This window comes from Chromatiales bacterium (assembly GCA_020445605.1).
Taxonomy (GTDB): Bacteria; Pseudomonadota; Gammaproteobacteria; order JAGRGH01; family JAGRGH01; genus JAGRGH01.
Genome location: JAGRGH010000049.1, coordinates 77,475 through 101,834, shown reverse-complemented (window position 1 = coordinate 101,834; position 24,360 = coordinate 77,475). Strand labels below are relative to the sequence as shown.

The 24,360-nt window shown below is 65.3% G+C and carries 26 protein-coding genes; 11 read left to right on the top strand and 15 right to left on the bottom strand.

All coding sequences use genetic code 11. The features are described 5' to 3' along the window. Positions 1–25 precede the first annotated feature (25 nt). The 3 genes from KDG50_10775 to KDG50_10765 all read left to right on the top strand — a co-directional run bounded on the left by KDG50_10775 (position 26) and on the right by KDG50_10765 (position 1,130). Entirely contained in the window at positions 26–439 is a 414-nt protein-coding gene (locus KDG50_10775) for a helix-turn-helix transcriptional regulator (protein ID MCB1865906.1), read from the top strand. Between the two features lie 21 nt (positions 440–460). After that, positions 461–640: a hypothetical protein gene (locus tag KDG50_10770; GenBank protein MCB1865905.1), complete on the top strand. Its 180-nt coding sequence runs from the start codon at positions 461–463 to the stop codon at positions 638–640. Positions 641–806: 166 nt separating this feature from the next. Further along, positions 807–1,130 carry a Mov34/MPN/PAD-1 family protein gene (locus KDG50_10765; GenBank protein ID MCB1865904.1) on the top strand — a complete coding sequence of 108 codons (324 nt, stop codon included), beginning with the start codon at positions 807–809 and terminating at the stop codon, positions 1,128–1,130. A gap of 491 nt (positions 1,131–1,621) precedes the next feature. Here the strand turns inward: KDG50_10765 and KDG50_10760 are convergent, their stop codons facing one another. Beyond that, on the bottom strand, positions 1,622–2,293 hold the full coding sequence (locus KDG50_10760; protein MCB1865903.1) for an RHS repeat-associated core domain-containing protein: 672 nt from the start codon (positions 2,291–2,293) through the stop codon (positions 1,622–1,624). A gap of 447 nt (positions 2,294–2,740) precedes the next feature. On the opposite strand from KDG50_10760, the gene KDG50_10755 reads away from it, so the two are divergent. Together KDG50_10755 and KDG50_10750 are read left to right on the top strand one after the other, a co-directional pair. Next, positions 2,741–4,267 carry a hypothetical protein gene (locus KDG50_10755; GenBank protein MCB1865902.1) on the top strand — a complete coding sequence of 509 codons (1,527 nt, stop codon included), beginning with the start codon at positions 2,741–2,743 and terminating at the stop codon, positions 4,265–4,267. Between the two features lie 318 nt (positions 4,268–4,585). After that, complete coding sequence (locus tag KDG50_10750) at positions 4,586–5,374, top strand: hypothetical protein (protein MCB1865901.1); 789 nt, start codon at positions 4,586–4,588, stop codon at positions 5,372–5,374. A 141-nt stretch (positions 5,375–5,515) separates the two neighbouring features. On the opposite strand, the gene KDG50_10745 is transcribed toward KDG50_10750, so the two are convergent. The 13 genes from KDG50_10745 to KDG50_10685 all read right to left on the bottom strand — a co-directional run bounded on the left by KDG50_10745 (position 5,516) and on the right by KDG50_10685 (position 18,759). Beyond that, on the bottom strand, positions 5,516–5,926 hold the full coding sequence (locus KDG50_10745; protein MCB1865900.1) for a VOC family protein: 411 nt from the start codon (positions 5,924–5,926) through the stop codon (positions 5,516–5,518). Positions 5,927–5,929: 3 nt separating this feature from the next. Continuing rightward, complete coding sequence (locus KDG50_10740) at positions 5,930–7,222, bottom strand: adenylosuccinate synthase (protein MCB1865899.1); 1,293 nt, start codon at positions 7,220–7,222, stop codon at positions 5,930–5,932. A gap of 60 nt (positions 7,223–7,282) precedes the next feature. Then, positions 7,283–8,467 carry an ATP phosphoribosyltransferase regulatory subunit gene (locus KDG50_10735; GenBank protein ID MCB1865898.1) on the bottom strand — a complete coding sequence of 395 codons (1,185 nt, stop codon included), beginning with the start codon at positions 8,465–8,467 and terminating at the stop codon, positions 7,283–7,285. Next, complete coding sequence (locus KDG50_10730) at positions 8,467–8,652, bottom strand: DUF2065 domain-containing protein (protein ID MCB1865897.1); 186 nt, start codon at positions 8,650–8,652, stop codon at positions 8,467–8,469. The genes KDG50_10735 and KDG50_10730 overlap by 1 nt, the downstream gene beginning before the upstream one ends. 71 nt (positions 8,653–8,723) lie before the next feature. Next, entirely contained in the window at positions 8,724–9,605 is an 882-nt protein-coding gene (gene hflC, locus KDG50_10725; protein ID MCB1865896.1) for a protease modulator HflC, read from the bottom strand. Then, positions 9,605–10,783: an FtsH protease activity modulator HflK gene (hflK, locus tag KDG50_10720; GenBank protein ID MCB1865895.1), complete on the bottom strand. Its 1,179-nt coding sequence runs from the start codon at positions 10,781–10,783 to the stop codon at positions 9,605–9,607. Before hflK ends, hflC begins: the two co-directional genes overlap by 1 nt. A 78-nt stretch (positions 10,784–10,861) precedes the next feature. After that, positions 10,862–12,175: a GTPase HflX gene (hflX, locus tag KDG50_10715; GenBank protein MCB1865894.1), complete on the bottom strand. Its 1,314-nt coding sequence runs from the start codon at positions 12,173–12,175 to the stop codon at positions 10,862–10,864. A gap of 10 nt (positions 12,176–12,185) precedes the next feature. After that, the gene (gene hfq, locus KDG50_10710) at positions 12,186–12,458 is read right to left on the bottom strand and encodes an RNA chaperone Hfq (protein ID MCB1865893.1); all 273 of its coding nucleotides are present in this window, start codon (positions 12,456–12,458) and stop codon (positions 12,186–12,188) included. 275 nt (positions 12,459–12,733) lie between these two features. Continuing rightward, a complete protein-coding gene (miaA, locus tag KDG50_10705; GenBank protein ID MCB1865892.1) occupies positions 12,734–13,675 on the bottom strand; it encodes a tRNA (adenosine(37)-N6)-dimethylallyltransferase MiaA in 942 nt (313 codons plus the stop codon). Further along, complete coding sequence (gene mutL, locus KDG50_10700) at positions 13,672–15,459, bottom strand: DNA mismatch repair endonuclease MutL (protein MCB1865891.1); 1,788 nt, start codon at positions 15,457–15,459, stop codon at positions 13,672–13,674. The genes miaA and mutL overlap by 4 nt, the downstream gene beginning before the upstream one ends. A gap of 16 nt (positions 15,460–15,475) precedes the next feature. Next, positions 15,476–16,822 (bottom strand): N-acetylmuramoyl-L-alanine amidase, encoded by a 1,347-nt coding sequence (locus KDG50_10695; protein MCB1865890.1) that lies wholly within the window; start codon positions 16,820–16,822, stop codon positions 15,476–15,478. Then, a complete protein-coding gene (tsaE, locus tag KDG50_10690; protein MCB1865889.1) occupies positions 16,758–17,213 on the bottom strand; it encodes a tRNA (adenosine(37)-N6)-threonylcarbamoyltransferase complex ATPase subunit type 1 TsaE in 456 nt (151 codons plus the stop codon). Before tsaE ends, KDG50_10695 begins: the two co-directional genes overlap by 65 nt. Positions 17,214–17,220: 7 nt before the next feature. Next, complete coding sequence (locus tag KDG50_10685; protein MCB1865888.1) at positions 17,221–18,759, bottom strand: NAD(P)H-hydrate dehydratase; 1,539 nt, start codon at positions 18,757–18,759, stop codon at positions 17,221–17,223. Positions 18,760–18,896: 137 nt separating this feature from the next. Here KDG50_10685 and queG point away from each other — a divergent pair, with 137 nt between their 5' ends. Genes queG through KDG50_10670 form a run of 3 tightly spaced genes read left to right on the top strand, consistent with a single transcriptional unit; the run spans position 18,897 to position 21,185 of the window. Then, positions 18,897–20,015: a tRNA epoxyqueuosine(34) reductase QueG gene (queG, locus tag KDG50_10680; GenBank protein MCB1865887.1), complete on the top strand. Its 1,119-nt coding sequence runs from the start codon at positions 18,897–18,899 to the stop codon at positions 20,013–20,015. A gap of 32 nt (positions 20,016–20,047) precedes the next feature. Next, entirely contained in the window at positions 20,048–20,584 is a 537-nt protein-coding gene (xrtH, locus tag KDG50_10675) for an exosortase H (protein MCB1865886.1), read from the top strand. Positions 20,585–20,588: 4 nt separating this feature from the next. Further along, a complete protein-coding gene (locus KDG50_10670; GenBank protein MCB1865885.1) occupies positions 20,589–21,185 on the top strand; it encodes a hypothetical protein in 597 nt (198 codons plus the stop codon). Positions 21,186–21,209: 24 nt separating this feature from the next. Here the strand turns inward: KDG50_10670 and orn are convergent, their stop codons facing one another. Continuing rightward, complete coding sequence (gene orn / locus KDG50_10665) at positions 21,210–21,764, bottom strand: oligoribonuclease (GenBank protein MCB1865884.1); 555 nt, start codon at positions 21,762–21,764, stop codon at positions 21,210–21,212. Between the two features lie 77 nt (positions 21,765–21,841). On the opposite strand from orn, the gene KDG50_10660 reads away from it, so the two are divergent. From KDG50_10660 to rsgA, 3 genes are all read left to right on the top strand, one after another. Continuing rightward, positions 21,842–23,095: a M48 family metallopeptidase gene (locus KDG50_10660; protein MCB1865883.1), complete on the top strand. Its 1,254-nt coding sequence runs from the start codon at positions 21,842–21,844 to the stop codon at positions 23,093–23,095. A 69-nt stretch (positions 23,096–23,164) separates the two neighbouring features. Continuing rightward, on the top strand, positions 23,165–23,458 hold the full coding sequence (locus KDG50_10655) for a cytochrome c (GenBank protein ID MCB1865882.1): 294 nt from the start codon (positions 23,165–23,167) through the stop codon (positions 23,456–23,458). Between the two features lie 22 nt (positions 23,459–23,480). After that, positions 23,481–24,341 carry a ribosome small subunit-dependent GTPase A gene (rsgA, locus tag KDG50_10650; GenBank protein ID MCB1865881.1) on the top strand — a complete coding sequence of 287 codons (861 nt, stop codon included), beginning with the start codon at positions 23,481–23,483 and terminating at the stop codon, positions 24,339–24,341. Positions 24,342–24,360 lie beyond the last annotated feature (19 nt).

Here is a 24,360-nt window from a genome sequence, read left to right as displayed (position 1 = left end):
ACGCCCCTACACTGCGGAGGTCACCATGAACCTGGATGTATTGCTCGCCATGCGGAACGACGATTTCCGCAAGGCCTTCGGGGCGCGCCTGAAGGAGTTGCGCAAGCAAAAGCGCTGGGCGCAAAAGGAACTCGCCGCCAAGGTCTATATCCGTTTCCAGCAGCTCAACAAGTACGAGAGCGGACTCAACCTGCCGCCGGCGGCGATGCTCATCAAGTTGGCCGACGCGCTGGCCACCACGGTGGACTACCTGCTCACCGGCAATCCGGCCGAAGAAAGCCCGCTCGGCAACAACCGGCTGTTTTGGCGCTTTCAGGCCGTCGAGCGCTTCGAGGCCGAGGACCAGGAGGCGATCATCCGGCTCATCGACGGCATGATCGCCAAGTACAAGATGCAAACGCCGCTCACGGCCCTGGACCACCAGGCCGTCAACGCGTAAAAGAGGCTGAAGGAGGCCGCCATGCAACCCGCCAAACAAGAAGCCCTGGAGTCCATCGGCAAACTGCCCGATGACGCCGATATGGACGAGATCATGTACCGGCTCTACGTGCTCGACAAGGTCCGCAAGGGCCGCGAGGACGTCGAGGCCGGCCGCACCACCCCCCACGAGGATCTCCTGCGCGAGATCGAGCGGTGGTAAGGTGGTCGCATCAGGCCAAGCGTGATCTGCACCGCATCTTCGACTACATCGCTACAGACTCCCCGCACTACGCCAGGAAGGTCACCCAGGAGATCGCCACCAAGACCGGCGTGCTCAACGAACTGCCCCGCGTCGGCAGGATGACCCCGGAGGTCGGCGACGACAACTGCTCATTGAGCAGGCAACGGTTCCCACTGCATGGGACAAACGGTTTCGCTACTTGTTCGAGCGGATGCCTTTTGGCCACAAAGTCATCGCTTTGTCTCAATGGGTGGCGAGTCAGGGCATAGTTCGCTATCTGGGCGAATGGCACACCCATCCGGAAGACTATCCCCATCCTTCTGGCCTCGATAGATCGGAATGGAATTGCTTATCAGCGAAGCGTCGGGACAAGAGGTCTACGCTAGCTGTCATCGTCGGACGAAAGGCTCTGTATATCGAATTGGTGCCGAGTTCAGGCTGCGGTACGGTGCTTACCCCTGTGGAATAGGGGCTAATCGGACCAATGGTGTCCCAGCGTTCGGCCGTCGGATTCACAGATTGCACCATGCGCAGCTTACCTAGGTGCGGCTATTCGGCTTTGATCCCTGGGGCCTTATGCTTCTCAGGCGTTGGCACTCCGCTTGGCAATGGCAGAGTTACGCGTAAGTGGACTTCGATCCGATACCGTGGTCAGAGACTGAATGGCGGGTAGGCAACGGATTGCTGCCCAATTCAGCGTATGCGGGCGCTCCGCGATGCCAGGTCTGAAAAAAAGCTCTTGGAGGGCATCAAGGACCAGTTGGCGTCGGCTAGTCAGCAGCGAGACCAGCTTCGGACAACAGGGGTCGAACTAGAACGAAGAATCGCCGATGCTCAGGGCCAGATCAAGACACTCGAGTCCGGGCGAAGCGCAGACCAGGCAACCATCCAACAGCTTGAGATCGAACTGGCGGCCTCCCGTGGTGCCAATGAGGCCCAGAGCCAGCTGGTTGGAAAGATTCAGGAATGGATGAAAAAGCCCACAGAATCAGGTAGTTCCGCGGCCTCTGGCGGATAGGCTGGGTCGGCTTCAGAAGAAACCGCCAAAAATTCGGCCAAAAGTACGACTACCCCTGAGAGCGCCGCAGATGAATTTCCGCCCGTTGCTATGTAGGTTCCGATGTAGGTAACCGTGGCCACCACCGCAACCTGAGCGATGACCGGCAACGCAAGCTCCGCGCTCACCACCTTCGCGAGCGCAGCCAAAACCGGGGCGATCAAGAGTGGACTATGCCCGCTCGGATCGGTGTACTTGAGCGGATTGTTCAGGGCATAGGCGTAGCGGTTGTAGGCCTGGGTGTTCAGCGGTTGGCCGACGATGGGGTCGGCGGACAGAAACCGGCCCAGGGTCGGGTCGTAGACCCGCCCGTTCATGTGGATGAGGCCGATCTCGTCGATCTGCTCGTGGCCGGTGAAGCCGCGGTTGGTGGGTTTGAGCGCCAGTGCTGCCGGGCCCGCGCCGTCCGGCGCCCACTCGCCAGTGCGCCGGCCGCCGAATGGATCGAAGCCCTGGCGGTCGATGACCCGCGCGTTGAGGTCGGTGACCGTGTCGACCGATCCCAGGGCGTCGTGGTGCATGAACGCGGTCTCGGCGGCGATCAGCCCAACCGCCCCCTCGGTCTTCGTGTGCACGGCGATCGCGTTGCCGCCGTCAACAGCCTGTTAGTGTCCTCGTTCCGCTGGTGTGCCGGTCAGGCGCCCGCCTCTGTTCTCTGAGCCCGGTTACGGCCGACTGACGAGGTTCCCGGCAGCGCGCGGCCGTGGCAAGCCCACTTTTCGCCCCGTCTACCCCGTTTCTGTCACCGAGTTCGAAGGTCTCGATAGCAGCTACATAACCCCTGCACCGTGCCGGGCTGGCAGAAGATGATCTCTTGAATCGCTGGCGTCCTACCGAAACCATCCTTTTCGATGGGGGCCAGCTGCCCTGCTATCTCAACACCCGTGGTGTCCTGATCGGACGATCCTTCAGAAAGGGGATTGATCACTATATAAGTATTTGGTAATATACTGAGTATTGAACCCCTATTTCCTGTGGCGGCGGATTTCGCCGGCGCGACCAGCTTTTAGTGAGGCAACCCCATGTCCAACCAAGCACAAGTTCGTCGCGATGCCGACGGCACCACATCCCAGAAAGACAAACTGGCCTCGATCGAACGCGAAAACCTGCGCTCGATCGAACTGCCCAATGACCTGAATCGCAAGCTCGGCTCGCTGGATACCGACCTGGACCAGCTGAAGGCCGACATCAGGAAGACCAGCAAGGGCGTCAAGGCCAGCCTGGCGCAACTGTCGGACCAGGACGCGGATCTGACCTCGAAGGTCTCCGAAACCTACCGCCGCCTCGGCGAGCTGGACACCTCGTACCAGGCCCTCACCGACACCTCCGCGCGTATCACCAAGGACATCAAGAGCGTTACCGCAGAGATCAAACAGCTGGCGGAGCGCTCCGATACCGAACTCGTCGCCTTGGGCGCGGGCGTCCAGGACCTGCTGGCACGCACCGACGAGCTGGCGGCGAAATCCAAGCAAACCACCCAGGCGCTGAACAAGAGCATCAAGGACAACAGCCAGGCGATGGCCGAGCTGGAACGGCAGCTGAAGGACGAGATCAACGGCCTGGCCCAGGTGACCCGCGAGCGCGACGACAACCTGGAAAGCAAGCTGGACAAGACCAACCAGGACGTGAAGAGCCAGCAGGCGCGCATCCTGAAGATGCAGGCGGTCGACGAGGCGCTGGAACGGCGCGCGTCGGCACTGGAGCTGACCGCAGAATCCTTGAGCAAGGTCAGCAAGGAACTCACCCGCTCGACGACGATGCTGACCAAGCGTACCGACGAGCTTGGTACGGCAGTCCAGGCGCTGCAGGCGCGCGTCGACGGACATGACCTCCAGATCGGCGACCTGCAGGTGCGCACCGAAGCCACCGATCGCAGCCTGCTCGCGTTCCGCAAGCTGGAAAAGCGCCACGTGATCGGCCTTGGCGCATCCATCCTGGTCCTGCTGCTGGCCCTTACCGTGTTCGCCTACATGCAGAACCGGAACTGGAGCACCGAGGGTGAAACCAACACCGCGATGCAGACGAACATCGAGGGCGTGCAGGGCGAGGTCGTTGCGACCCAGGCGGCCGTGAACGTCGTCGCAGACGACCTCACCGCCACCGGTCAGAAACTGTCGCAGCTCGACACGCGGGTCACCGAGATGGATGCCGCTGTCCACGGCGAGCTGGAGCAGCTGCAACAGAAACTGGTGACCATCACCGACCACGTCGACAGCATCAACGGCCGGGTGACCAACCTCCGTCCGCACCGCACGTTCGGCAACGGCAGCGTCATCAATGGTCCGGAATGGGTCGCGGCACAGCCGGCCGAGCGCTACACCGTGCGCGTCGCCACGGTTACGACGAAACAGGATCTGTACAAGACGGCCGAGCGTTACTCGCACTACCTGAAGCAGGACCTGGCCTACGTTGCGCAAAAGAACGGCTATGCGCTGCTGCTCGGCAGCTACGACAGCGTCCAGGCCGCCCGTATCGGCATGGCTTCGCTGCCCTACTACGTCGGATTCGAGCGACCGAGCGTGCTGAGCTTCAAGAGTCTGGCGAACTGAGGCTCTTTGCCAAAAGAAAGCAAAAGCCGCCCCACGGGGCGGCTTTTTTTGCCGCTCGCAAACGTCTCGGGCGCCGCTCTGCGTTTGGTGCAGGAAACTTCAGACGCTTGAGAAGTCTGATCGGTCTGTGGTTTATGGGGCCTTGCGCAACCGCCGGCGCTTGCGTCAGACCCGCGCAGGCCCTGACTCCGAGCACCGATGAACACATGCCGACCCAAGTCGCTTGAACAACCGGACCAGCGGCCGGACTCACTCGACAACCCGGCCAGATCGCCGGCACCGTTCATCCGGCGGACGTTTGCGCAGACGATCGCCCCCTTGCTCGCGGCCCTGGCCGCGGGCAGCGCCAGTGCAGCAGACGGACTCGAACTCCGGCAGATCGAGCCCGATGTATACGCGGCGACACTCACCACCGATCGCGCGACTTCGGTAACCGAAGCACAAGAGATCCTGTCCAAGCGCGCGCTGTTGCTTTGCGACGGCAAACCCGCCGAGTTTGGAAAGTATCGCTTCGAGCGATCTGTAGCGCCGGCATCGGGCGCCAACAAGAACCCTGCCCGGCTGACCCTGGTCCAGGCGATCCATTGCCTCGATCCGGCCAGAACGAAATCTCTGTCGGGTTCCCAGACCGCCAACCCGATGCAGCCGATTTCACTGGAGTCCTACGTCGCGCAACAGACCGCCCGTTACTTCGAGGCGCTGGGCAAGGCCCAGTACGACACGGCGTATCGGATCATCAACGCGGAGCCGATCGAGCCTGCCCGCTACGAACCCGGGGTGACCGAGAAGCGACGCCGTCATGCCTTGCATGGCCGAATACAGGGTTTCGATCTCTGGGCCCTGACGGCCCACATCGATCCGCCGGGGGTCAACGTGCCCGGCATCTATGTGGTGGCCAGCTACGAAATGGGTTTCGCGGCCGATGCCTTCGAGTGTGGCTATCTGGTCTGGTGGCGTGATGCGGCCAACCCGCCACGGGTGATCCGCGAGGAGTCCGGCCATGTCGACACTGCCACCGCCGCTACGCTTTCGGCTGACGAGCGCAAGGAGATCCGGAAACGGTTCGGCTGCAATCCCGCCACGGGACCCGCGACTTCCCACCGCTAGCCTGTAATCCGGGCTCGGTGCACACGCCGTTCAGCACGGGAGGCCCTGTATCCATCGAGTGGCCGAAGCTCAGATCATGCGAACTCGTGTGCGTTCCACGACTTTAACAATTTTTGTAACAATACTTCTTAACTAAATGTTTTAACTGATTTGTTCCATGATTTCTACGGCGTTTCCATCCGGATCGCGGCAGAAGAGCGCGCGCCGGCCGGACTGGCTGAGCGTGTAGGGAATCCGCGCCCGCTCCAGCGCCGCGACGACCCGATCGATGGCAACCGCGGTCAGTGCCACGTGCCGGTCCCGACCGCCATGGGTCGGCCGGCCCGCCACCGGATCCGGGTTCGGCAGTTCGAGCAGGTGAATCTGCTGCGCGCCGACCTTCAGCCAGGCGCCGGGATAGGCGGTGATATTGCGGGCCGCGTCAACACTCAGCCCGAGGACATCACGATAGAACGCCAGCGAGCGTTCGGTGTCCGCGACGATCACGCTGACATGCGTGATCGCACGCAAGCCCGGTCCGGCGTCGGGCCTGTTGCCCTCGCCCGCCGCCATGTCTCAGCCGAACGGGTGCCGACTGATGATCGTTTCCTTGCGATCCGGTCCCGTGGAGATGATGTCCACCGGGCATCCGAGCAGTTCTTCGATGCGATTCAGATACGCGATCGCATTGGCCGGAATCTGCGACTTGTCCGTCAGCCGCGCCGTATTTTCGGTCCACCCCGGCAGGTCCTCATACACCGGCTCGACCCGCTCGTAGCCGTCCGCGCCGATCGGCGGCTCCTCATAGAGTTCGCCGTCCAGCCGGTATGCGGTACAGATACGCACGGTGTCGAGGCCGTCCAGCACGTCGAGTTTCGTGATGCACAGGCCCGAGACACTGTTGGTCGCGACGGCGCGCCGCAGCGATACGATGTCCAGCCAGCCACAGCGGCGGCGCCGGCCGGTCGTGGCACCGAATTCCGCGCCCTTCTCGCCGAGATACTGACCGACCTCGTCGAACAGCTCGGTCGGGAATGGCCCGCCTCCGACACGCGTCGTGTAGGCCTTGGTGATCCCCAGCACGTAGTCCAGCGTGCGCGGACCGACGCCGGAACCGCTCGCCGCACCGCCGGCCGTGGTGGTCGACGAGGTGACATAGGGATAGGTGCCGTGATCGATATCCAGCAGCGTGCCCTGCGCACCTTCGAACAACAGCCGTTTGCCCTCACGCTGGGCGGCGTGCAGCATGCCGGCGACATCGGCCATCAGCGCACGCAGGCGCGGTGCCATTGCGAGCGTCGAATCGAGCACCTGCGCGTAGTCGACCGGCTCGACGCCAAACTGCTTTTCGAGCGCAAAGTTGTGGTAGGCCATGACCTCGCGCAGACGCTCGGCAAACAGGGACTCGTCGCTGAGATCGCCGAGCCTAAGTCCGCGCCGCGCGACCTTGTCCTCGTAGGCAGGTCCGATGCCGCGCCCGGTCGTACCGATGGCCTTGTTGCCGCGCGCGATTTCGCGCGCACGGTCCAGAGCCACGTGATACGGCAGGATCAGCGGGCAGGCGACGCTGACGTGCAGCCGGTCACCGATGGTCACACCGGCGGCCTCGAGACCGTCGATCTCTTCCAGCAGCGGACCCGGGGCGAGCACGACACCGTTGCCGATATAGCAATGCACGCGGTCGCGCAGGATGCCCGAAGGGATCAGGTGCAGTACGGTCTTGCGACCGTCTATGACGAGCGTGTGCCCGGCATTGTGTCCGCCCTGAAAGCGCACCACGCCGTCGGCACGTTCGGTCAGGAGGTCGACGACCTTGCCCTTGCCTTCGTCGCCCCACTGCGTACCGATGATGACTACATTCTTGCCCATGGCTGTTGTTTCTCTGCTGTTGCGTGCGGTCGCGTGCCTTGGCACACGCCGATTCGTGAGTTATTCAGTCGGTTTGGCGACCCAGCGCCCATTGCGTTCGACCAGCTGATGTGTGCATCCGGTGGTGGCCGGAGAGTCATCCGCGCCAAGCGCAACGACCACCCTGCGACCGGCGTTGCGCAGCTCGGCTACCGCCGCACGATCGGCATCGGCGGGCGCAAACACTGCTTCTGCCGGGCCCGGCGTATTGAATGCACCACCGACGGCGGCGAGGTCGCGAAGATCGGCGCTGAACCCGGTCGCCGGACGAGCCACGCCGAATTGTGCGCCGATCTGGTCATAGCGGCCGCCGCGTGCGATCTCCCGCGCGGTGCCCGGCACGTAGGCGGCAAACACAATCCCGGTCTGGTAGCGGTACCCGCGCAGCTCGGCCAGATCGACGTGCACTGCGACGCCGTCGGCAACCAGCGCGGAGGCGATCTGTTCGAGTTCATCCAGCGCCACGCCGACGCTCGCCGGCGCAGCCGCCAGTTCGTTTCGCGCCTCGGCAATGACTTCAACGCCGCCATTGAGCCGCGCAAGCGCGGCCATCGCGCTGGCCAGTGCCGGCGAAACATCTGCCTGCCCGAGCAGCGATTCGATGTCCGCGATGGACTTGCGCTGCAGGGCATCGAACAGGGCGTCTTCGACTGACGGCAACAGCCCGGCCGCGGTCGCGAGTGCGCGAAACACCCCGACATGGCCGATGTCCAGGAACACTTCGCTCACGCCGGCGGCCTGACACACGGCGAGCATGAGCTCGATGATTTCGCGATCGGCCTCGAGCCCGGAATGACCGAACAGTTCGGCGCCGATCTGTACCGGGTTGCGCGCTGCACCCGGCGCCTCCACGCGCGCACGCAGCACCGTTCCGGCGTAACACAGGCGCTGCGGACGATCCGTGCGCAGCTGGTGCGTGTCGATACGCGCGGCCTGCGGCGTGATGTCTGCACGCACGCCGAGCAGACGTCCGCTGACGTGGTCGGTCAGCGTGAAGGTGTCGACTTCGAGATCCGCGCCCACACCACTGAGCAGCCCGTCGCGAAACTCGACAAACGGCGGCATCACAAGCTCATAGCCCCAGCTGTCGAACACGTCCAGCAGCCTGCGACGCACCAGTTCCAGCACGCGCGCGCGCGGCGGCAACAGTTCTTCGATGCCGTCCGGCAGCAGCCAGTGATTGCGTTCGACCGGAGAACCGCCCATCACTGCACCAGATAAAGCATCGCCAAGCCGGCGAGCATGCTGCCCAGGCCGACGAAGCGAATGGTTCGGGGGTCCAGTTGCGACATCTGCGCCATGATGCGGCTATAGCCGTCCGGATTGATGAACGGCAGGATACCCTCAATCACGAGCACCAGGGCCAGCGCCGGAAGCAGTTGATCCCACACGCCCCTACTCCGGGGTCCCGACGCAAAAAGGCCGGGCTGAACCCGGCCCTGCGCAATCGCGTTTCACCCGGTCACTCACGACCCGGGCGCTTCTGATCGAAGTAGCGGAAGAAGTCCGAATCCGGTTCCAGCACCATCATGTTGTTGCCGCTGCCGCCGAAGATCTGCTGGTAGGCGGTCAGTGATCGATACAACGAGTAGAACTCAGCGTTTTTCTGGTGCGCGGCTGCGTAGGTCTGGGTGGCCGTGGCATCGCCATCACCACGCAGACGTTCGGCCTCGCGGGAGGCCTCGGCGAGAATGACCGTGCTGCGACGATCGGCGTCGGCACGAATCTTCTCGGCCTCTTCGCCACCCTTGGAGCGCAGCTCACGTGCGACGCGTTCGCGTTCCGCGCGCATGCGTCTGTGCACGGAGTCGCTGACTTCACCGGGCAGATCGATGCGCTTGACGCGTACATCGACGATCTCCACGCCGAGACCGTCCGAGAGTTCGTCGGCCTTGCGCGTGAGTTCGCCCATGATCTCCAGACGTTCGCCGGAAACCGCCTCCTGCACCGTGCGTTGACCGAACTCGTCACGCAGACCGGAGTTGACGATTTCGAAAACCAGCCGTGCGACACGACCCTCGTCACCGCCGCCGGTGGCGCGGAAGAAGGTCGCCGCATCGGCAATGCGGAACTTCACGTACGAATCGACGATGAGGTCTTTCTTCTCAGCCGACAGAATGCGCGCAGGCGGCGCATCCAGCGTCAGGATGCGCTTGTCGAAATACGCGACGTTGTCGATCAGCGGCCATTTCCAATGCAGGCCAGGTTGATAGTCGGACTGCACGATGCGGCCAAAGCGCAGCCGCAACGCGAGCTCGGTTTCCTTGACGATGAACACCGAACTTGCCACGACGATCAACGCGACGCCGAGCAGCACGAGACCAAACAGCTTTTTCGGTTCCATCAACGCGGCCTCCGCACACGATCAGTCGAGTCCGGCGAATTCGACATCGAGTTCGATGGCGCCGCAAGCGACGGTGGTAGCGGCGGCAATCCACGCCGCGAATCACTGTCGGCGGTCTGCCCGCCCGAGCCGCCGGAGATCTGATCCAGCGGCAGATACAGCAGGTTATTGCCCTTGTTCACGTCAACCACGACCTTGTTCGTATTGCGCAGCACGTATTCCATTGCGTCGATGTACATGCGCTGGCGCGTGACTTCCGGCGCCTTTTCGTACTCCTCGCGCAGCTTGTTGAAGCGGTCGGCCTCACCTTCAGCTAGCGCGACCACGCGTTCCCTGTAGGCCTGGGCGTCCTGACTGATGCGCGCAGCGTTACCACGGGCACGCGGCACGACCTCATTGGCATACGCATGGGCTTCGTTCTCGAGCCGCTCTTTGTCTTCACGCGCCTTGATCGCGTCGTCGAACGCGCTCTTGACCTCTTCCGGCGGTTTGGCCGGCTGGGTGTTGACGCTGGTGACCTGGATGCCGGCGCGATACCGATCCGAAAGGGTCTGGATACGCTCCTGGATCTCGACTTTCAGCGGTCCGCGACCCTCGGTCAGGATGTAGTCGAGCTTGTTCTTGCCGATCGCGGCACGCACGGCCGCTTCGGTCACGTCACGCAGCGTGCTGACGGGATCGCGCACATTGAAGAGGAACTCCGCCGGATCGCGTACGACAAACTGCACGGCCAGTTCCAAATCGACGATGTTCTCGTCCTGGGTGAGCATCAGGCCCTTGTGCGTGAAGGTCTGGACCTGGTCGACGTCAACCCGGTCGTGCGACTCAATCGGAACGGGCGCATGGAAGTTCAAACCCGGGCTGGTAATGCGGTTGAACGCGCCGAAGCGATAGACCACACCGCGTTCCGCCGGCTGCACGGTGTACACGCCGGTCCATAGCCAGGCGACCAGCAACACCAGCGCGATGATGACGATGGCGGCACGATTGCGCCCGGGCGCCGGCGGCGCACCGCTGCCGTTGCCGCCACTGCGCCCGCCACGACGACGGCCACCGAACAGGCCGCCGAGGCGATCCTGCATCTTGCGTACGACTTCGTCGAGATCGGGCGGCCCCTTGTCGCCGTTTCCGGTCCAAGGGTCTTTCTTGTCGCCGCCACCCGGTTCATTCCAGGCCATCAGGTACTCCGAACGGATGCAAAACCACTGCGGTTTTGCTGCGCGAAAGGCGCGAATGGTAGCAAGTAACGACGGGCCCTATCCACCCGCCACGCCGGCGACTGGTTCGCCCGCGGCGGATGGCGCGCCGCCGTGTGCGGATGCGCCGAACAGCCGCTGCCAGCGGGCGTCGGACATGCACACGCGAAGTCTCCAGCCGCCTTCGGGCAAGGGGGTCTCGCTGCGGATCGCACCGAGTTCGATCAGCCGGGCGCGCAGCCCGCCTTCGGTCACGCCGAGCGTCACCTCGCGTTCGCTGAAACCGGCACCCAGACGGTCGCGAATACGGCGCAGCAGCGCACTGACGCCTTCGCCGGTCAGTGCCGACAGCCAGACATTTCCATGCTCATCGACGCCGGGGCCGCGATGTGCGTTGTCGTCGGCCAGCAGGTCGATCTTGTTGAATACGCGAATTTGGGGCTTGTCCCCGGCGCCGATGGATTCCACGACGACATCGACCTGCTCGATCAGGTGCTCGCGTTCGTCCATGCGCGATGCGTCCACGACATGCAGCAGCAGATCGGCTTCGACGACCTCCGAGAGCGTCGCGCGAAATGCCGCGACCAGATCGTGCGGCAGCTTGCGCACGAAACCCACGGTATCGGCCAGCACCACATCGCCGACGGTCTCGATTCGAAGCCGCCGCAACGTCGGATCAAGCGTCGCAAACAGCTGGTCGGCGCTATAGACGTGGTCAGCGACGAGGCGGTTGAACAGCGCCGATTTGCCGGCGTTCGTGTAGCCCACGAGCGCAACGGTCGGAACCTCGGCGCGGCGGCGGTTGCGTCGGCTCAGATCGCGACGCGTGCCGATGCGATCGAGGCGCGACTCGAGCACCTCGATGCGTTTGGCTATCAGTCGACGGTCGGTCTCGAGCTGGGTCTCACCCGGCCCGCGCAGACCGATACCGCCCTTCTGACGTTCCAGGTGGGTCCAGCCCCGAACCAGTCGCGTCGAAAGATGCTTCAACTGGGCCAGTTCGACCTGCAGACGACCCTCGGCGGTGCGCGCACGCTGCGCGAAGATGTCCAGAATCAGACCGGTGCGCGAAAGCACGCGGCACTGCAATTCGCGCTCCAGATTGCGTTCCTGACTGGGACTCAGCTCGTGATCGACGATCACGAGCTCCGCATCGGTCGCGGCCTTCTCCGCCGCAATGATCTCGACCTGACCGCGCCCGATCAGCGTTTTCGGATCGGGCTGTGGCCGTGAAAAACTGCGCGCGCCGACCAGCTCGGCGCCGGCCGAACGCGCGAGTTCCGCCAGTTCGGCGCCTTCGTCGTCGTCCGCATCACGCCCGAAACGGACGTGGACGAGATAGGCGCGCTCTCCGCTGCCCGGTCGTTCGAACAAGCGGTTCGACTCAGTCCTCGACGACGCCCTCGACGTCGCCGTCGTCGTCACGCCCGCCGTCACCGGCGAACGGGATGCGGACATTGCGCGAAGGCACGACCGTCGAGATCGCGTGCTTGTAGATCATCTGGCTGACGGCGTTCTTCAAAAGCACCACGAACTGATCGAACGATTCGATCTGACCCTGTAGCTTGATGCCATTGACCAGGAAGATGGAGACCGGAACGCGCTCCTTGCGCAGCACGTTCAGAAAGGGATCCTGCAGAGACTGGCCTTTGGACATGGTGTTATCTCCTGTTGTGCAATATCGTTGTAATGGTGTCGACCGTGGCGACTTGCCAGTAAGGGGTCGAACACCTTGTGTTGTCGTCCAGACCGCATCGCCCTGGCGCACGGTCGTTGCCCGGTCCGGGGCACTCAGACCCGGGAAACTGCCCTAATCAGCCGCTCCGGTCCGCGGCTGGCCCGCCCGCCCCGCACCGTGATGCGCAGGCAGAGCCTTCATAAGTATACGCGCATATTCCAGAATTGTGCAGTGCACAGCGACCGGCCCGGACCTCAGCTACATCCGGTCGCCGCGAGCAATTTCAAGGCCTCGGACAGCCGATCGCCGGCCGGGTTCAACGGCTGTACGCCAGGCTCGGAGCGCAGCCAGGTGAGCTGGCGCTTGGCGTACTGGCGGGTGGCGATGATGGCCGCATCCCGCATCGTGGCCCAATCGAACTCACCGTCGAGGTGGCGCCAGACCTGCCGGTAGCCGACCGCGCGCATGGACGGCCGTTGGAGATTCAGATCCGGGCGTGAGCGCAGGGCGGCCACTTCGTCGACCAGCCCCGCGGCGAGCATCGCATCAAAGCGTTCGGCGATCCGCGCGGACAGCTGCTCACGATCGGCCGGCGGGACGACGAGTTTGATCAGCCGGAACGGCGCGTTCTCCCCGGCGCGCGCATGCAGCGCGGAGAGCGGTTCCCCGGTGAGCTGCCAGACTTCCAGCGCGCGCTGGATGCGCTGCGGGTCGTTTGGGTGAATGCGTTCGGCGCTGGCCGGGTCTACCGTGGCAAGCCGCGCATGCAGCGCCGCCCAGCCCTGCTCTGCGGCCTCGCGGTCCAGTTGCGCCCGCAGCCCGGGATCGGCCTCGGGCAGGTCCGCGAGGCCGCGTTCCAGGGCGCGGAAGTAGAGCATCGTGCCACCGACCAGCAGTGGCAACCGCCCGGCCGCGTGGCTGGCCTCGATCAGTGCCGTTGCGTCGGCGCGGAACCGGCCGGCCGAATACGCCTCGGCCGGGTCGCAGATGTCGATGAGCGCATGCGGCACTCGCGCGCGCAGTTCGACGGAAGGCTTGGCCGTCCCGATGTCCATGCCGCGAAAGACCTGGGCGGAGTCCACGCTGATCAGGTCGACGGACAACCGCGCATGCAGTGCGAGCGCAAGATCGGTCTTGCCCGCGGCGGTTGGCCCCATCAGGCAGACGACCGGCGGTCGCGCTTCGCCCGGGTTCATCGCCCGCGACGGAACAGCTTGTCGAGATCGCCGAGCGGCATCGCCAGCCAGGTCGGCCGGCCGTGGTTGCACTGGCCACTGCGTTCGGTCGCCTCGATATCGCGCAGCAGCGCATTCATCTCCTCGACCGCCAGCCGCCGGTTCGCTCGAACCGAGCCGTGACAGGCCATGGTCGCGAGGATCTCGTTTGCGGCATGTTCGATACGCGACGAGGCGCCGTGTTCGAGCAGATCGCCCAGCACATCGCGCACCAGCGCCTCGGCATCGGCCGCGTGCAGCAGGGCCGGGATGCTGCGCAACACGACCCGTTCCGGGCCGGCCCGATCCAGATCGAGACCCAGGGACCGCAAAGCGGCCTCGTTGCGTTCGACGAATTCGGCCTCGGCCGGCGCCACGGCGATGGTCTGCGGCAGCAGCAGCGGCTCGGCCCGCAGGGCGCCGGTCGCGAAGGCCGTCTTCATGCGCTCGTAGGTAATGCGCTCGTGCGCCGCATGCATGTCGACGATCACCAGCCCGTCGGCGTTCTGCGCGAGGATGTAGATGCCGTGCAGCTGCGCGATGGCGAAGCCCAGCGGCGGCGTGTCGGCATCGGGCGCAGACGGCAACGGCGGCATCGCCCCGGGTTGGCGCAGTGCTTCCGGTTCGCCGGAGTCCGGTTCACGCGCATAGGCCGCCGCCCATTCGCGGATGCCGAGTTCGAATCCGCCCTGCAGCGGGGCGCCACGCCCGTAGGTCACGCCACCCGCACGCCGGGCGGCGGTTGCGAGCGCCGAGTGTCCGGGCACCCCGGCGCCGGCGGCGGCCGCGGGATCGGCCAGTGCCGCGCCGACCGAACTGGCGATGAAGCTGTGAATCGCGCCGGAATCGCGGAACCGCACCTCGTGCTTGGTCGGATGCGCGTTCACATCCACGGCGGCAGGGTCCATTTCCAGAAACAGCACGGCGGCCGGCTGGCGACCGTGTTCGAGTACGTCGGCATAGCCCTGTCGCAGGGCATGCGAGAAGACCTTGTCGCGCACCATGCGGCCGTTGACGTAGGTGTGCAGCGAGTCCGCCTGGGCGCGCGAGTAGCTGGGCCGGGCGAGCCAGCCATACAGCGCCAGTCCCGCCTGCACCCGTTCGAACTCGAAGGCGTGCTCGGCGAAGGCCGCACCCAGCAACTGCTCCAGCCGCCGCCGCCGCGCGGTCGCATCCATTGCGGCGGGAAGATCCAGCACGGCGCGTCCGTCACGGACGAATCGCCAGGCCACCTCGGGCCGCGCGAGCGCGAGTCGCCGAATCAGCGTCTCGACATGGCCCGATTCGGTGCGCTCGCTGCGCAGAAACTTGCGCCGCGCCGGCGTATTGAAAAACAGGTCGCGGACCTCGACGCTGGTGCCCACCGGATGCGCGGCCGGCGCCGAATGCCCGTCCGCCAGACGCAGCCCGTGGCGGTCCGCGGCGGTACGCGAGACGAGTTCAAGATGCGAGACCGATGCAATGGCCGGCAGCGCCTCGCCGCGAAACCCGAGCGTGGCGACGTGTTCCAGATCCGCGAGACTGGCGATCTTGCTGGTCGCGTGGCGCTCGAGCGCCAGCGGCAGCTCGGCGGGCTCGATGCCCCGGCCGTCGTCGCGCACGCGGATGCGCCGCTGGCCGCCGTCCTCGATCTCGACCTCGATGCGCGTGGCGCCGGCATCCAGGCTGTTTTCGACGAGTTCCTTGACCACGGACGCCGGTCGCTCGACGACCTCGCCCGCCGCGATCTGGTCGATGAGCTGCGGCGCAAGGCGCGCGATCGGCATGGGTCCGCGCGTCGGCTCAGGGAATCGCGAGCGTCTGACCGGCGAGCAGCCGATCGCCGTTGAGCCCGTTGGCGCTGCGCAGTGCATCCACGCTGACCTGGTAGCGCCGTGCGATGGTCGAAAGCGTATCGCCGGCCACGACCCGGTGTTCGCGACCCATCGCCAGGGTTCCGGGCACCGGGTTGGCAGTGAAGTACCGGCGCACCCCGGCAAAGATGGCGCTGGCCAGTCGATCCTGGTGACGCGGGTCATTGAGGTGCCGCTCGTCGCTGCGGTTCGAGATGAACGCGGTTTCGACCAGCATCGACGGGATGTCCGGGGATTTCAGCACGACAAACCCGGCGCGCTGGACGGAACTCTTGTGCAGGCTTCCGACCCCGCCCAACTCGCTGAGGACGAAATCGGCGGCCTTCTGACTGGCCTCGGTCGTGGCGGTCTGCGAAAGGTCCAGCAGCACCGAGCGCAGCATGTCGTCCTTATCGTCGAGGGTCACACCGCCGACGAGGTCCGCCGCGTTCTCGCCCTCGGCCAGTCGGCGCGCGAACTCGCTGGAGGCACCACGCCGCGAGAGGGTGTAGACCGACGCACCGTGGGCGCCGCCGTGATTGACCGCGTCGGCATGGATGGAAACGAACAGGTCCGCGCGTTGCAGCCGGGCCTTTTCGAAGCGTTCGCGCAACGGGATGTAGTAGTCACCGTCGCGGATCAATACCGCACGCATCGACGGTTCGCGGTCGATCAGTGTCGCCAGACGCCGGGCGATCGCCAGCACGACGTCCTTTTCGTGTGTCCCCGCACGGCCGATCGCGCCCGGGTCGTCGCCACCGTGTCCGGCGTCCACGGCGATGACCAGCGCGCGGTGGGCACTGGCGTCGGCCGGTGCGCGCAGCACCGGCTCGGCAGGCCGCTGCTCCGGGTCGTAGAGATCCAGCACCAGCCGGTGTCCGTAGCGCTCGTTGGGTTTCAGCACAAGGGTGCGCGGCGCGACCGGGCGCTTCAGATCGAGCACGACCCGGATGCCCTCGTCGCCCCGTTTGCCGCTGCGAATCGCGGTCAGGATGCGGTCGTCGGCGCTGGGCTGTGGAAGCTCGGCCGCTAGATCCCCAGTGTCGATGTCCACGACCAGGCGGTCCGGTTCCTTGAGCGTGAACACGGTGTGCTCGACCGGCCCCGAGGTATCGAATACCACGCGCGTGTGATCCGGCGCATGCCACAGGCGCAGACCGTTGATGGTGATGGCCGCTGCCGGTCCACAGGCAAGCCAGGCACCGAACCCAAGCGCCAGCGCGGCACGCCGGCTAGAGCGCGGCGACGCAGCGCCCGGCGGCGGGGGATTCAGGCTCGATGAAAAATTTCCGGGCACTGCTGTCGATTTCGATCGTGATGCGCAGATCCGGCGGCGGTAGAAAGCCGGCACCGTGTTCGGGCCATTCGATGAACACGAGAGCCGTTGCATTGCCGCCGAGTTCCCGCACGCCAAGGTATTCGACCTCGGCCGGGTCCGCAAGCCGGTAGAGATCGAGGTGCGCGGCGCTCACGCCCTCGATCGCGTAGGTTTCCAGTAACGTGTAGGTCGGGCTGCGGACAGCGCCCGTATGCCCGCGCGCGCGAAGCCACGCACGCACCAGACTGGTCTTGCCACTGCCCAGCGCGCCGTGCAGATAGACCACCCCGACCCGGCAATGTTCGGCGAGCCGCACCGCGAGGGCCTCGGTGTCGGCCTCGGTGGCGGCGCGGAAGGTTTTCGGCCTCAAGCAATTCTCATTCGCGCGGATTGGTCAGGCGCCGCAGCCACGGCAGCAGATCACTGGCGATCAGCCCACGCTCGCCGCCGATCGCCGCGGCCCGATCGCCGGATGCGGCATGCAGCGCGACGCCCGCCTCGGCGGCATCGCCGGGGTCGAGCCCCTGCGCGATCAGTGCCGCGATAACGCCCGTCAGAAGATCACCGACGCCGCCCGTGGCCATGCCCGGATTGCCATCGCTGCACACCCCGACCGGGCGATCCGGCGCGCCCTGCACGATCGACCCTGCACCCTTGAGCACGCAGACACCGCCGAAGCGTTCCTGCAACCGGCGTGCGGCCGCGAACCGATTGCGCTGAATGGCGGCAATGTCACACCGCAGCATCCGGGCAGCCTCGCCGGGATGCGGCGTCAGCACCCAGTCCGACCGCTGCTCCGGACGCGCGGCGAGCAGATTCAGCGCATCGGCATCCGCGACGATCGGCCTGCCGGCATCGAAGGCCTTGCGCAGCAGCGCCTGGGCCCATCGGGTCAAGCCAAGCCCGGGCCCTATGGCGACGACGCTGGCGCGCGCGAGCAGCGGATCCAGGCGCGCGGGGTCGTCGACTCCGACGCACATGAGTTCCGGTCGGGCCGCGGCGATCAGGCCCGCGTGGGCATCGCGCGTGGCGAGCGTGACCAGGCCGGCGCCCGTGCGCAGCGCGGCCTCGCCCGCCAGCCGGATCGCACCCTGGTAGCCGAGGTCGCCGCCGATCAGCAGACAGTGACCGAACTGCCCCTTGTGCGCGGAACGCCGCCGACGCCCGAGAAACCGTTCGAACTTCGGCCAGTCCAGGCGGCGTGCCGCGAGGATTTCACGCGCGTAGATGCGCGCCGGCACCTCGAGCGAGGCGAAGTGGATTTCACCGCAGCAATCGGGCCCGTCGCCCGTGAACATGCCCTGCTTCAGCGCGATGAAGCTCACGGTCTGGGCCGCCTGCACCGCAGTGCCCATGATGACGCCGGAGTCCGCATGCAGACCCGACGGGATGTCCAGCGCCAGGATCGGCGCGAAGTGCTGGTTCATCGCCGTGATGCACTGCGCCCAGTCGCCGGTGACTTCGCGTTCCAGACCGATGCCTAGCAGAGCATCGACGATGACATCCACATCGCGCGGCAGGCTGCCGTCGAAATGCAGCAGTTCACCACCGCCATCCAGATAGGCCGTGCCGGCAGCCAATGCCGTGGGCGGCATGCGCCCGACCTGCCCCAGCTGGACGACCCGCACGGAAAATCCATCCCTGCGTGCAAGACGCGCAACGACGAAGCCATCGCCGGCATTGTTGCCGGGCCCGCACACGATCAGGATCCGCCCCGCCGAGGGCCAGCTCTGGCGCAGGCGCGAATACGCCGCGCGACCGGCCCGCTCCATGAGTTCGCGTGCCGGGATGCCGCATTCTTCGATCGCGATGCGGTCGAGCTCGCGCACCTGTGCACTGCGGTACAGTGCGTAGGGCAGCTTGTCCGACTGCGGCAAGGTTCTTTCTGCCGCCGCGGCCTGAGCGTCGGCGGCCATCGTCTCAGCGGGGGTGGCCACGGTCATACCTGCGTCGAAAGATACCTGCTTGCTCGAAGTACGGCATTTAAGTGATTGTTCTTTATTGACAATGCTAATGCAATCCCAAGGCTGTTCATAGCAGACTCCCGCACGATATGGAACCTGCCCCGAAACAGGCGCAGACCGCACGGCGTCCCGCGCCCGACGAACACGCCCACTGGGCCGCGCTGGCGCGAGACATCCACCGCTGGGGACGCCAACTCGGCTTCGCTGAGCTCGGGATCACCGACACCGATCTGGGACCGGCCGGCGATCGCCTGAATACGTGGCTCGCCGCCGGCCTGCACGGCGAGATGGGCTACATGGCCCGCCACGGCAGGCGACGCACTGACCCGGCGGAACTCGTTGCGGGCACGCTGCGGGTGATCTGCGTGCGGGTCGACTACCGCACAGCGCAGGCCCGGCCGGGCGCGGAGGTCATCGACGACCCCGCACGGGCATTCGTTGCACGCTACGCACTGGGCCGCGATTATCACAAGCTGATCCGCGGTCGCCTGCAACGGCTGGCCACCCGTATCGAGGCTGCGATCGGTCCGTTCGGTTACCGCGCGTTCGCCGATAGCGCGCCGGTCATGGAAAAACCGCTCGCCGAGAAGGCCGGGCTCGGCTGGATCGGCAAGCACACGAACCTGCTTCATCGGGACGCCGGGTCGTGGTTCCTGCTCGGTGAGCTGTTCGTTGACCTGCCACTTCCGATTGACCGGCCCGCGAGCGCGCATTGCGGCTCCTGCCAAGCCTGCGTGGACGCCTGTCCGACCGCGGCGATCATCGGCCCGCCGTGGCGCGTGGATGCACGCCGCTGCATCAGCTACCTGACGATCGAACTGGACGGCCCGATCCCGGAACCGCTGCGCGCTGCGATCGGCAACCGCGTGTTTGGCTGTGACGACTGCCAGCTGGTCTGTCCGTTTAACCGTGAATCGGCCCTCGCGACGCTGGCGGATTTCGCACCCCGCCATGGTCTGGACAGCACGACGCTGGTCGAACTGTTCGCGTGGTCCGAGGCCGAATGGCTGGAACGCACCGCCGGCAGCGCGCTGCGACGAACCGGCTACGTCGGCTGGCTGCGCAATCTCGCCGTGGGACTCGGCAATGCCCCGGTCTCTGGCACAGTCCTGGCCGCGTTGCGCCGCCGGGAAAATCACCCCTCCGCGCTGGTGCGCGAACACGTCGCTTGGGCACTGGCGCGCCAGTGCCGCGGCTCGATCCGGTAGAATCGCCCGCCAACTTTCCGCGTACCGGGCCGATGCTGCGATTTTTCCTGCTTTTTCTGTTGATTCAGGCGGTATTGTTCGTCGGCGAACTCACGCCGTTCGGACAGCGCTGGGTCGTGGAGCCGTGGACCGGGCTGGTCGCGGCGGCAAGCGCGACCCTGGTGACCATGTTCGATCCGGACGTGGTCTCCTATGGGAAGATCCTGCAGCACACGAAGAACCATTTCGCCGTTTCGATCGAAGCCGGCTGCAACGGCATCGAGGCGAGCATCGTGCTGCTGGCGGCGATTCTCGCCTTTCCTTCCACGTGGAAACACAAGTTTTACGGATTGCTCGCGGGCTTCGCGGCGATCCATGTACTGAACCTGGTGCGCGTGATCAGCCTGTTCTACATCGGCCAGTGGAACATGGACGTCTTTGAATGGGCGCACCTGTATCTGTGGCAGGCCCTGATCATGCTGGACGCGCTGATCGTGTTCCTGATCTGGCTGCGGCTGCTGCCGAAGGAGCCGGAACAAACGCAAACCCCGTCCGCGGGCGATTCCACGCCCGAATCCGCGCAGGCCTGAAACCATGTCCGACGACAAGCCCGGCATTCATCGCTTTCTGCTGCGTGTCGTGATCTGGCTGCCGCTCGCATTTGCGGCCTGGTACCTGTTCGCGCCGGCGCTGATTCGCCCCGTGGTGTTCGTCACCGACTGGGTGCTATCGACCTTCATGCCGCAGGTGATCACGGAGATCGGTCAGCAGGGCAACCGGCTGCGGGTGGTCACGGCACTTGGCGACGGCGCCGGCTCGCGCATCGGCTTTGCGCTGAATCCGCTGATGTACGGTTACAGCCTGCCGCTGCTGGCGGCGCTGATCCTGGCGGTTCCGGAATCGCTGAACGACAAATGGGGCAAGCTGCTCTGGGGCGTGCTGCTGCTGGTGCCCGTGCAGGCCTGGGGCCTGAGCTTCGAAGTGCTCAAGGTCATCGCACTGAAGTTGCCGGTCGCCACGACCGCGGCCGTCGGCATCACCGACACGGCTCGAGAATTCATCGCGCTGGGTTACCAGTTCGGTTACCTGATCCTGCCGGCGGTTTCGCCGCTGGTCATCTGGCTGGCGCTGTACCGGAACTTCGTCGGCGATCTGGTGCCTCAACTTGCCGCGACCCGACGCGGGAAATGATGATCACGCGGTGGCCCGCTGCGATCAGCTCAGCCCCTGTACGAACAGCCGCTCGCGGTAAAACCGCAGCTCCTCGATGGATTCCAGGATGTCGTCCAGCGCCTGATGCCGAGCCGACTTGCGAAAGCCCGCAGTCGCCTGCGGCGCCCAGCGCCGCGCGAGTTCCTTGAGCGTACTGACATCGAGATTGCGATAGTGGAAAAACCCCTCGAGCCTGGGCATCCAGCGCGCCAGAAAGCGCCGGTCCTGGCAGATGCTGTTGCCGCACATCGGCGAGCTGCCGGGCAGACACCACTGCTCGAGAAATGCAATCGTCTGCGCTTCGGCGGACGCCTCGTCGATCGTGCTCTCGCGCACACGTGCGACGAGGCCGGACGCACCGTGATGCGTGCGGTTCCATTCGTCCATCGCGGCCAGCGTGGCGGCCGGTTGATGCACGGCCAGCACCGGGCCCTGTGCGATCGGTTTCAGTTCACTGTCGGTCACGATGGTGGCGATTTCGATGATCCGGTCGTTCAGCGGATCGAGCCCGGTCATCTCGAGATCGATCCAGATCAGGTTTTCCGTGCTTTGCATCATCGTCGGCGGGTATTCGCGGGTGGCCTGGAATCGGGCCGTGATTCTAGCCGCTTGGCCAAGCAGTGTGCTTGCGCATCATGAGTGAATTCGGCGTGACTGTGACGTTTGCGGTCGCGCTGGCGGCCACGACGATCGTGCAGATCTGGCTGGCATCGCGACAGCTCGGACATCTCGCGCGACACCGCGACCGCGTGCCCGCACGTTTCTCCGACGAGATCTCGCTGGCCGATCACCAGCGCGCCATCGCCTACGGGATCGAAAACACCCGGCTCGGGATGATCGATCTCGTGTTCGGCGCTCTGGTCCTGCTCGGCTGGACACTCGGCGGCGGGCTGGCCTGGCTGGATGTCTTCTGGCGGACCTACCAGTTCGGCACACTTGGAACCGGTCTGGCCGTGCTGCTGTCCGTGCTGCTGATCAACGGTGCTCTCGCCGTGCCGATGAATGCATGGCAGACATTCGTGACTGAAAAGCGCTTCGGATTCAACCGCACGACCCCGATGCTGTTCATTCGCGATCTGGTGGTTGGAACCTTGCTGATGCTGGCGCTCGGCACGCCGCTTGTCGCTCTGCTGCTGTGGTTGATCGACGCCCTCGGTGACCGTTGGTGGATCGCCGGGGCGCTGGTGTGGATCGCCTTCACGCTGCTGATGACCTGGCTGTATCCGGCCGTGATCGCACCGCTGTTCAATCGGTTTCGCGGCCTCGACGATGCCGATCTCGCCGCGCGCCTGGGCGAGCTTCTGCAACGCTGTGGATTTCGCGACCGCGGCGTCAAGGTCATGGACGGTTCGCGCCGCTCCGCGCACGGCAATGCGTTCTTCACGGGTTTCGGGCGCAACAAACGCATCGTGCTGTTCGACACGCTGCTCGAGCGCCTCGAAGGCGACGAGATCGAGGCCGTGCTCGCGCACGAACTCGGCCATTTCCGGCTGCATCACGTCACCCGACGTCTGCTCGGCATCGCCGGACTCGCGGTCGCACTGTTCGCACTCGCCGCATATCTCATCGAAAGCCCGGCGTTCCAGCGCGGCCTCGGCGTCGAGCTGCCGTCGCAGTATCTCGGGCTGGTCCTGTTCATCCTCGTTGCGCCCGTCGCGATGGTCTTGTTGCAGCCGCTGTTCTCCTGGCTCAGCCGGCGCGACGAATTTGCCGCGGACGCGTTCGCGGCCCGACATGCCAGGGCACGCTCTCTGATCAACGCCCTGGTCAAGCTCTATCGTGACAACGCGTCCTCGTTGACCGTCGACCCACTGTATTCGGCGTTTCATCACAGTCATCCGCCGGCATCCCAGCGCATCGATCGGCTTGCCGGACTTGAATCCGCCTGACAGCCCGACTCGCCGCCGGCCAGCGTTACCCGAACAATGTCGCCCCCACCCGCCCCCTGGAGCCCTCGTATGTCGACTCTTCGCGATCTCATCGGCCTGTCGGCCGCGCTCGTCGTGGCGACCGCAGCCGGACCTACCGCGCTTGCGGCCGATGGCAAGACATTGCACGACGAAAACTGCATGCACTGTCACGACAGTTCACCGTACACCCGCGCCAGCCGCAGGGTTACGACGCGCGATGCGCTGCACGCGCAGGTCGGCCGGTGCGAACAGTCACTGGGACTGAAATGGTTCGAGGACGACATCGTCGCCGTGGTCGACCATCTGAATGCCAGCTACTACAAGTTCCCCGCCGCACGCTGACAACGCCGTCGTTCGCGGCACCGTGGTCGTACGCCACGGTTCGCAGGCGATCGTTGAAACAGAGAACGGCGAGCGCCTCGACTGTCTGCTCCGCCGCAGTTCGGACGACCTGGTCGCCGGAGATCGGGTCGAGTGTCGTGTCACCGGCGACGGCACGGCGGTCATTGAACGGCTGCTGCCCCGAAACAATCTCCTGGAACGCATCACCGCCAGCGGTCGATCCCGGCCACTGGCGGCGAATCTCACCCAGCTCGTGATCGTCGTCGCCGTCGAACCGGCGACCCCGTTGTCTCTGATCGACCGCTACCTGGTCGCGGCGGAGAACCAGCGGCTGCGGGCCGTCATCGTGCTGAACAAGAGCGATCTGCCCAAGGCCGGTGAGGTGGCGGACACACTGGCCGGGTACCCGGAGATCGGCTACGAGCTGATCCGGGTTTCGGTTCCAGAGCGCCTGGGATGGAACACCCTGCTGGATTCCCTGCATGCTCAGGTCAGCGCATTCGTGGGCGTATCCGGTGTCGGCAAGTCGTCCATCGTCGCCGAACTGCTGGGCGATGATTCCATCCGCACCGGCGCCGTTTCGCAGGCGACTGGGATCGGCCGCCACACGACGACCGAAACCGTCCGCTATCGGCTTGAACCGCAGGACGGCGCGCTGATCGATTCGCCCGGCGTGCGGAGCTTTCGGCTCGGAACCCTCGAACGCAGCGAGGTCGCACGCGGGTTCCGCGAGTTTCGTCCGTTCCTGGGGCGCTGCCGGTTCAGGGACTGCCGACATCTCGAAGAGCCTGGCTGCGCCGTACGAGAGGCCGCCGAGGAAGGCCAGATCACCCGGCAGCGGCTCGAGAGCTTTTGGCAAATCGCCGCAGAACTGGCGCCGTAAACTGTGAACCAGTTCACAA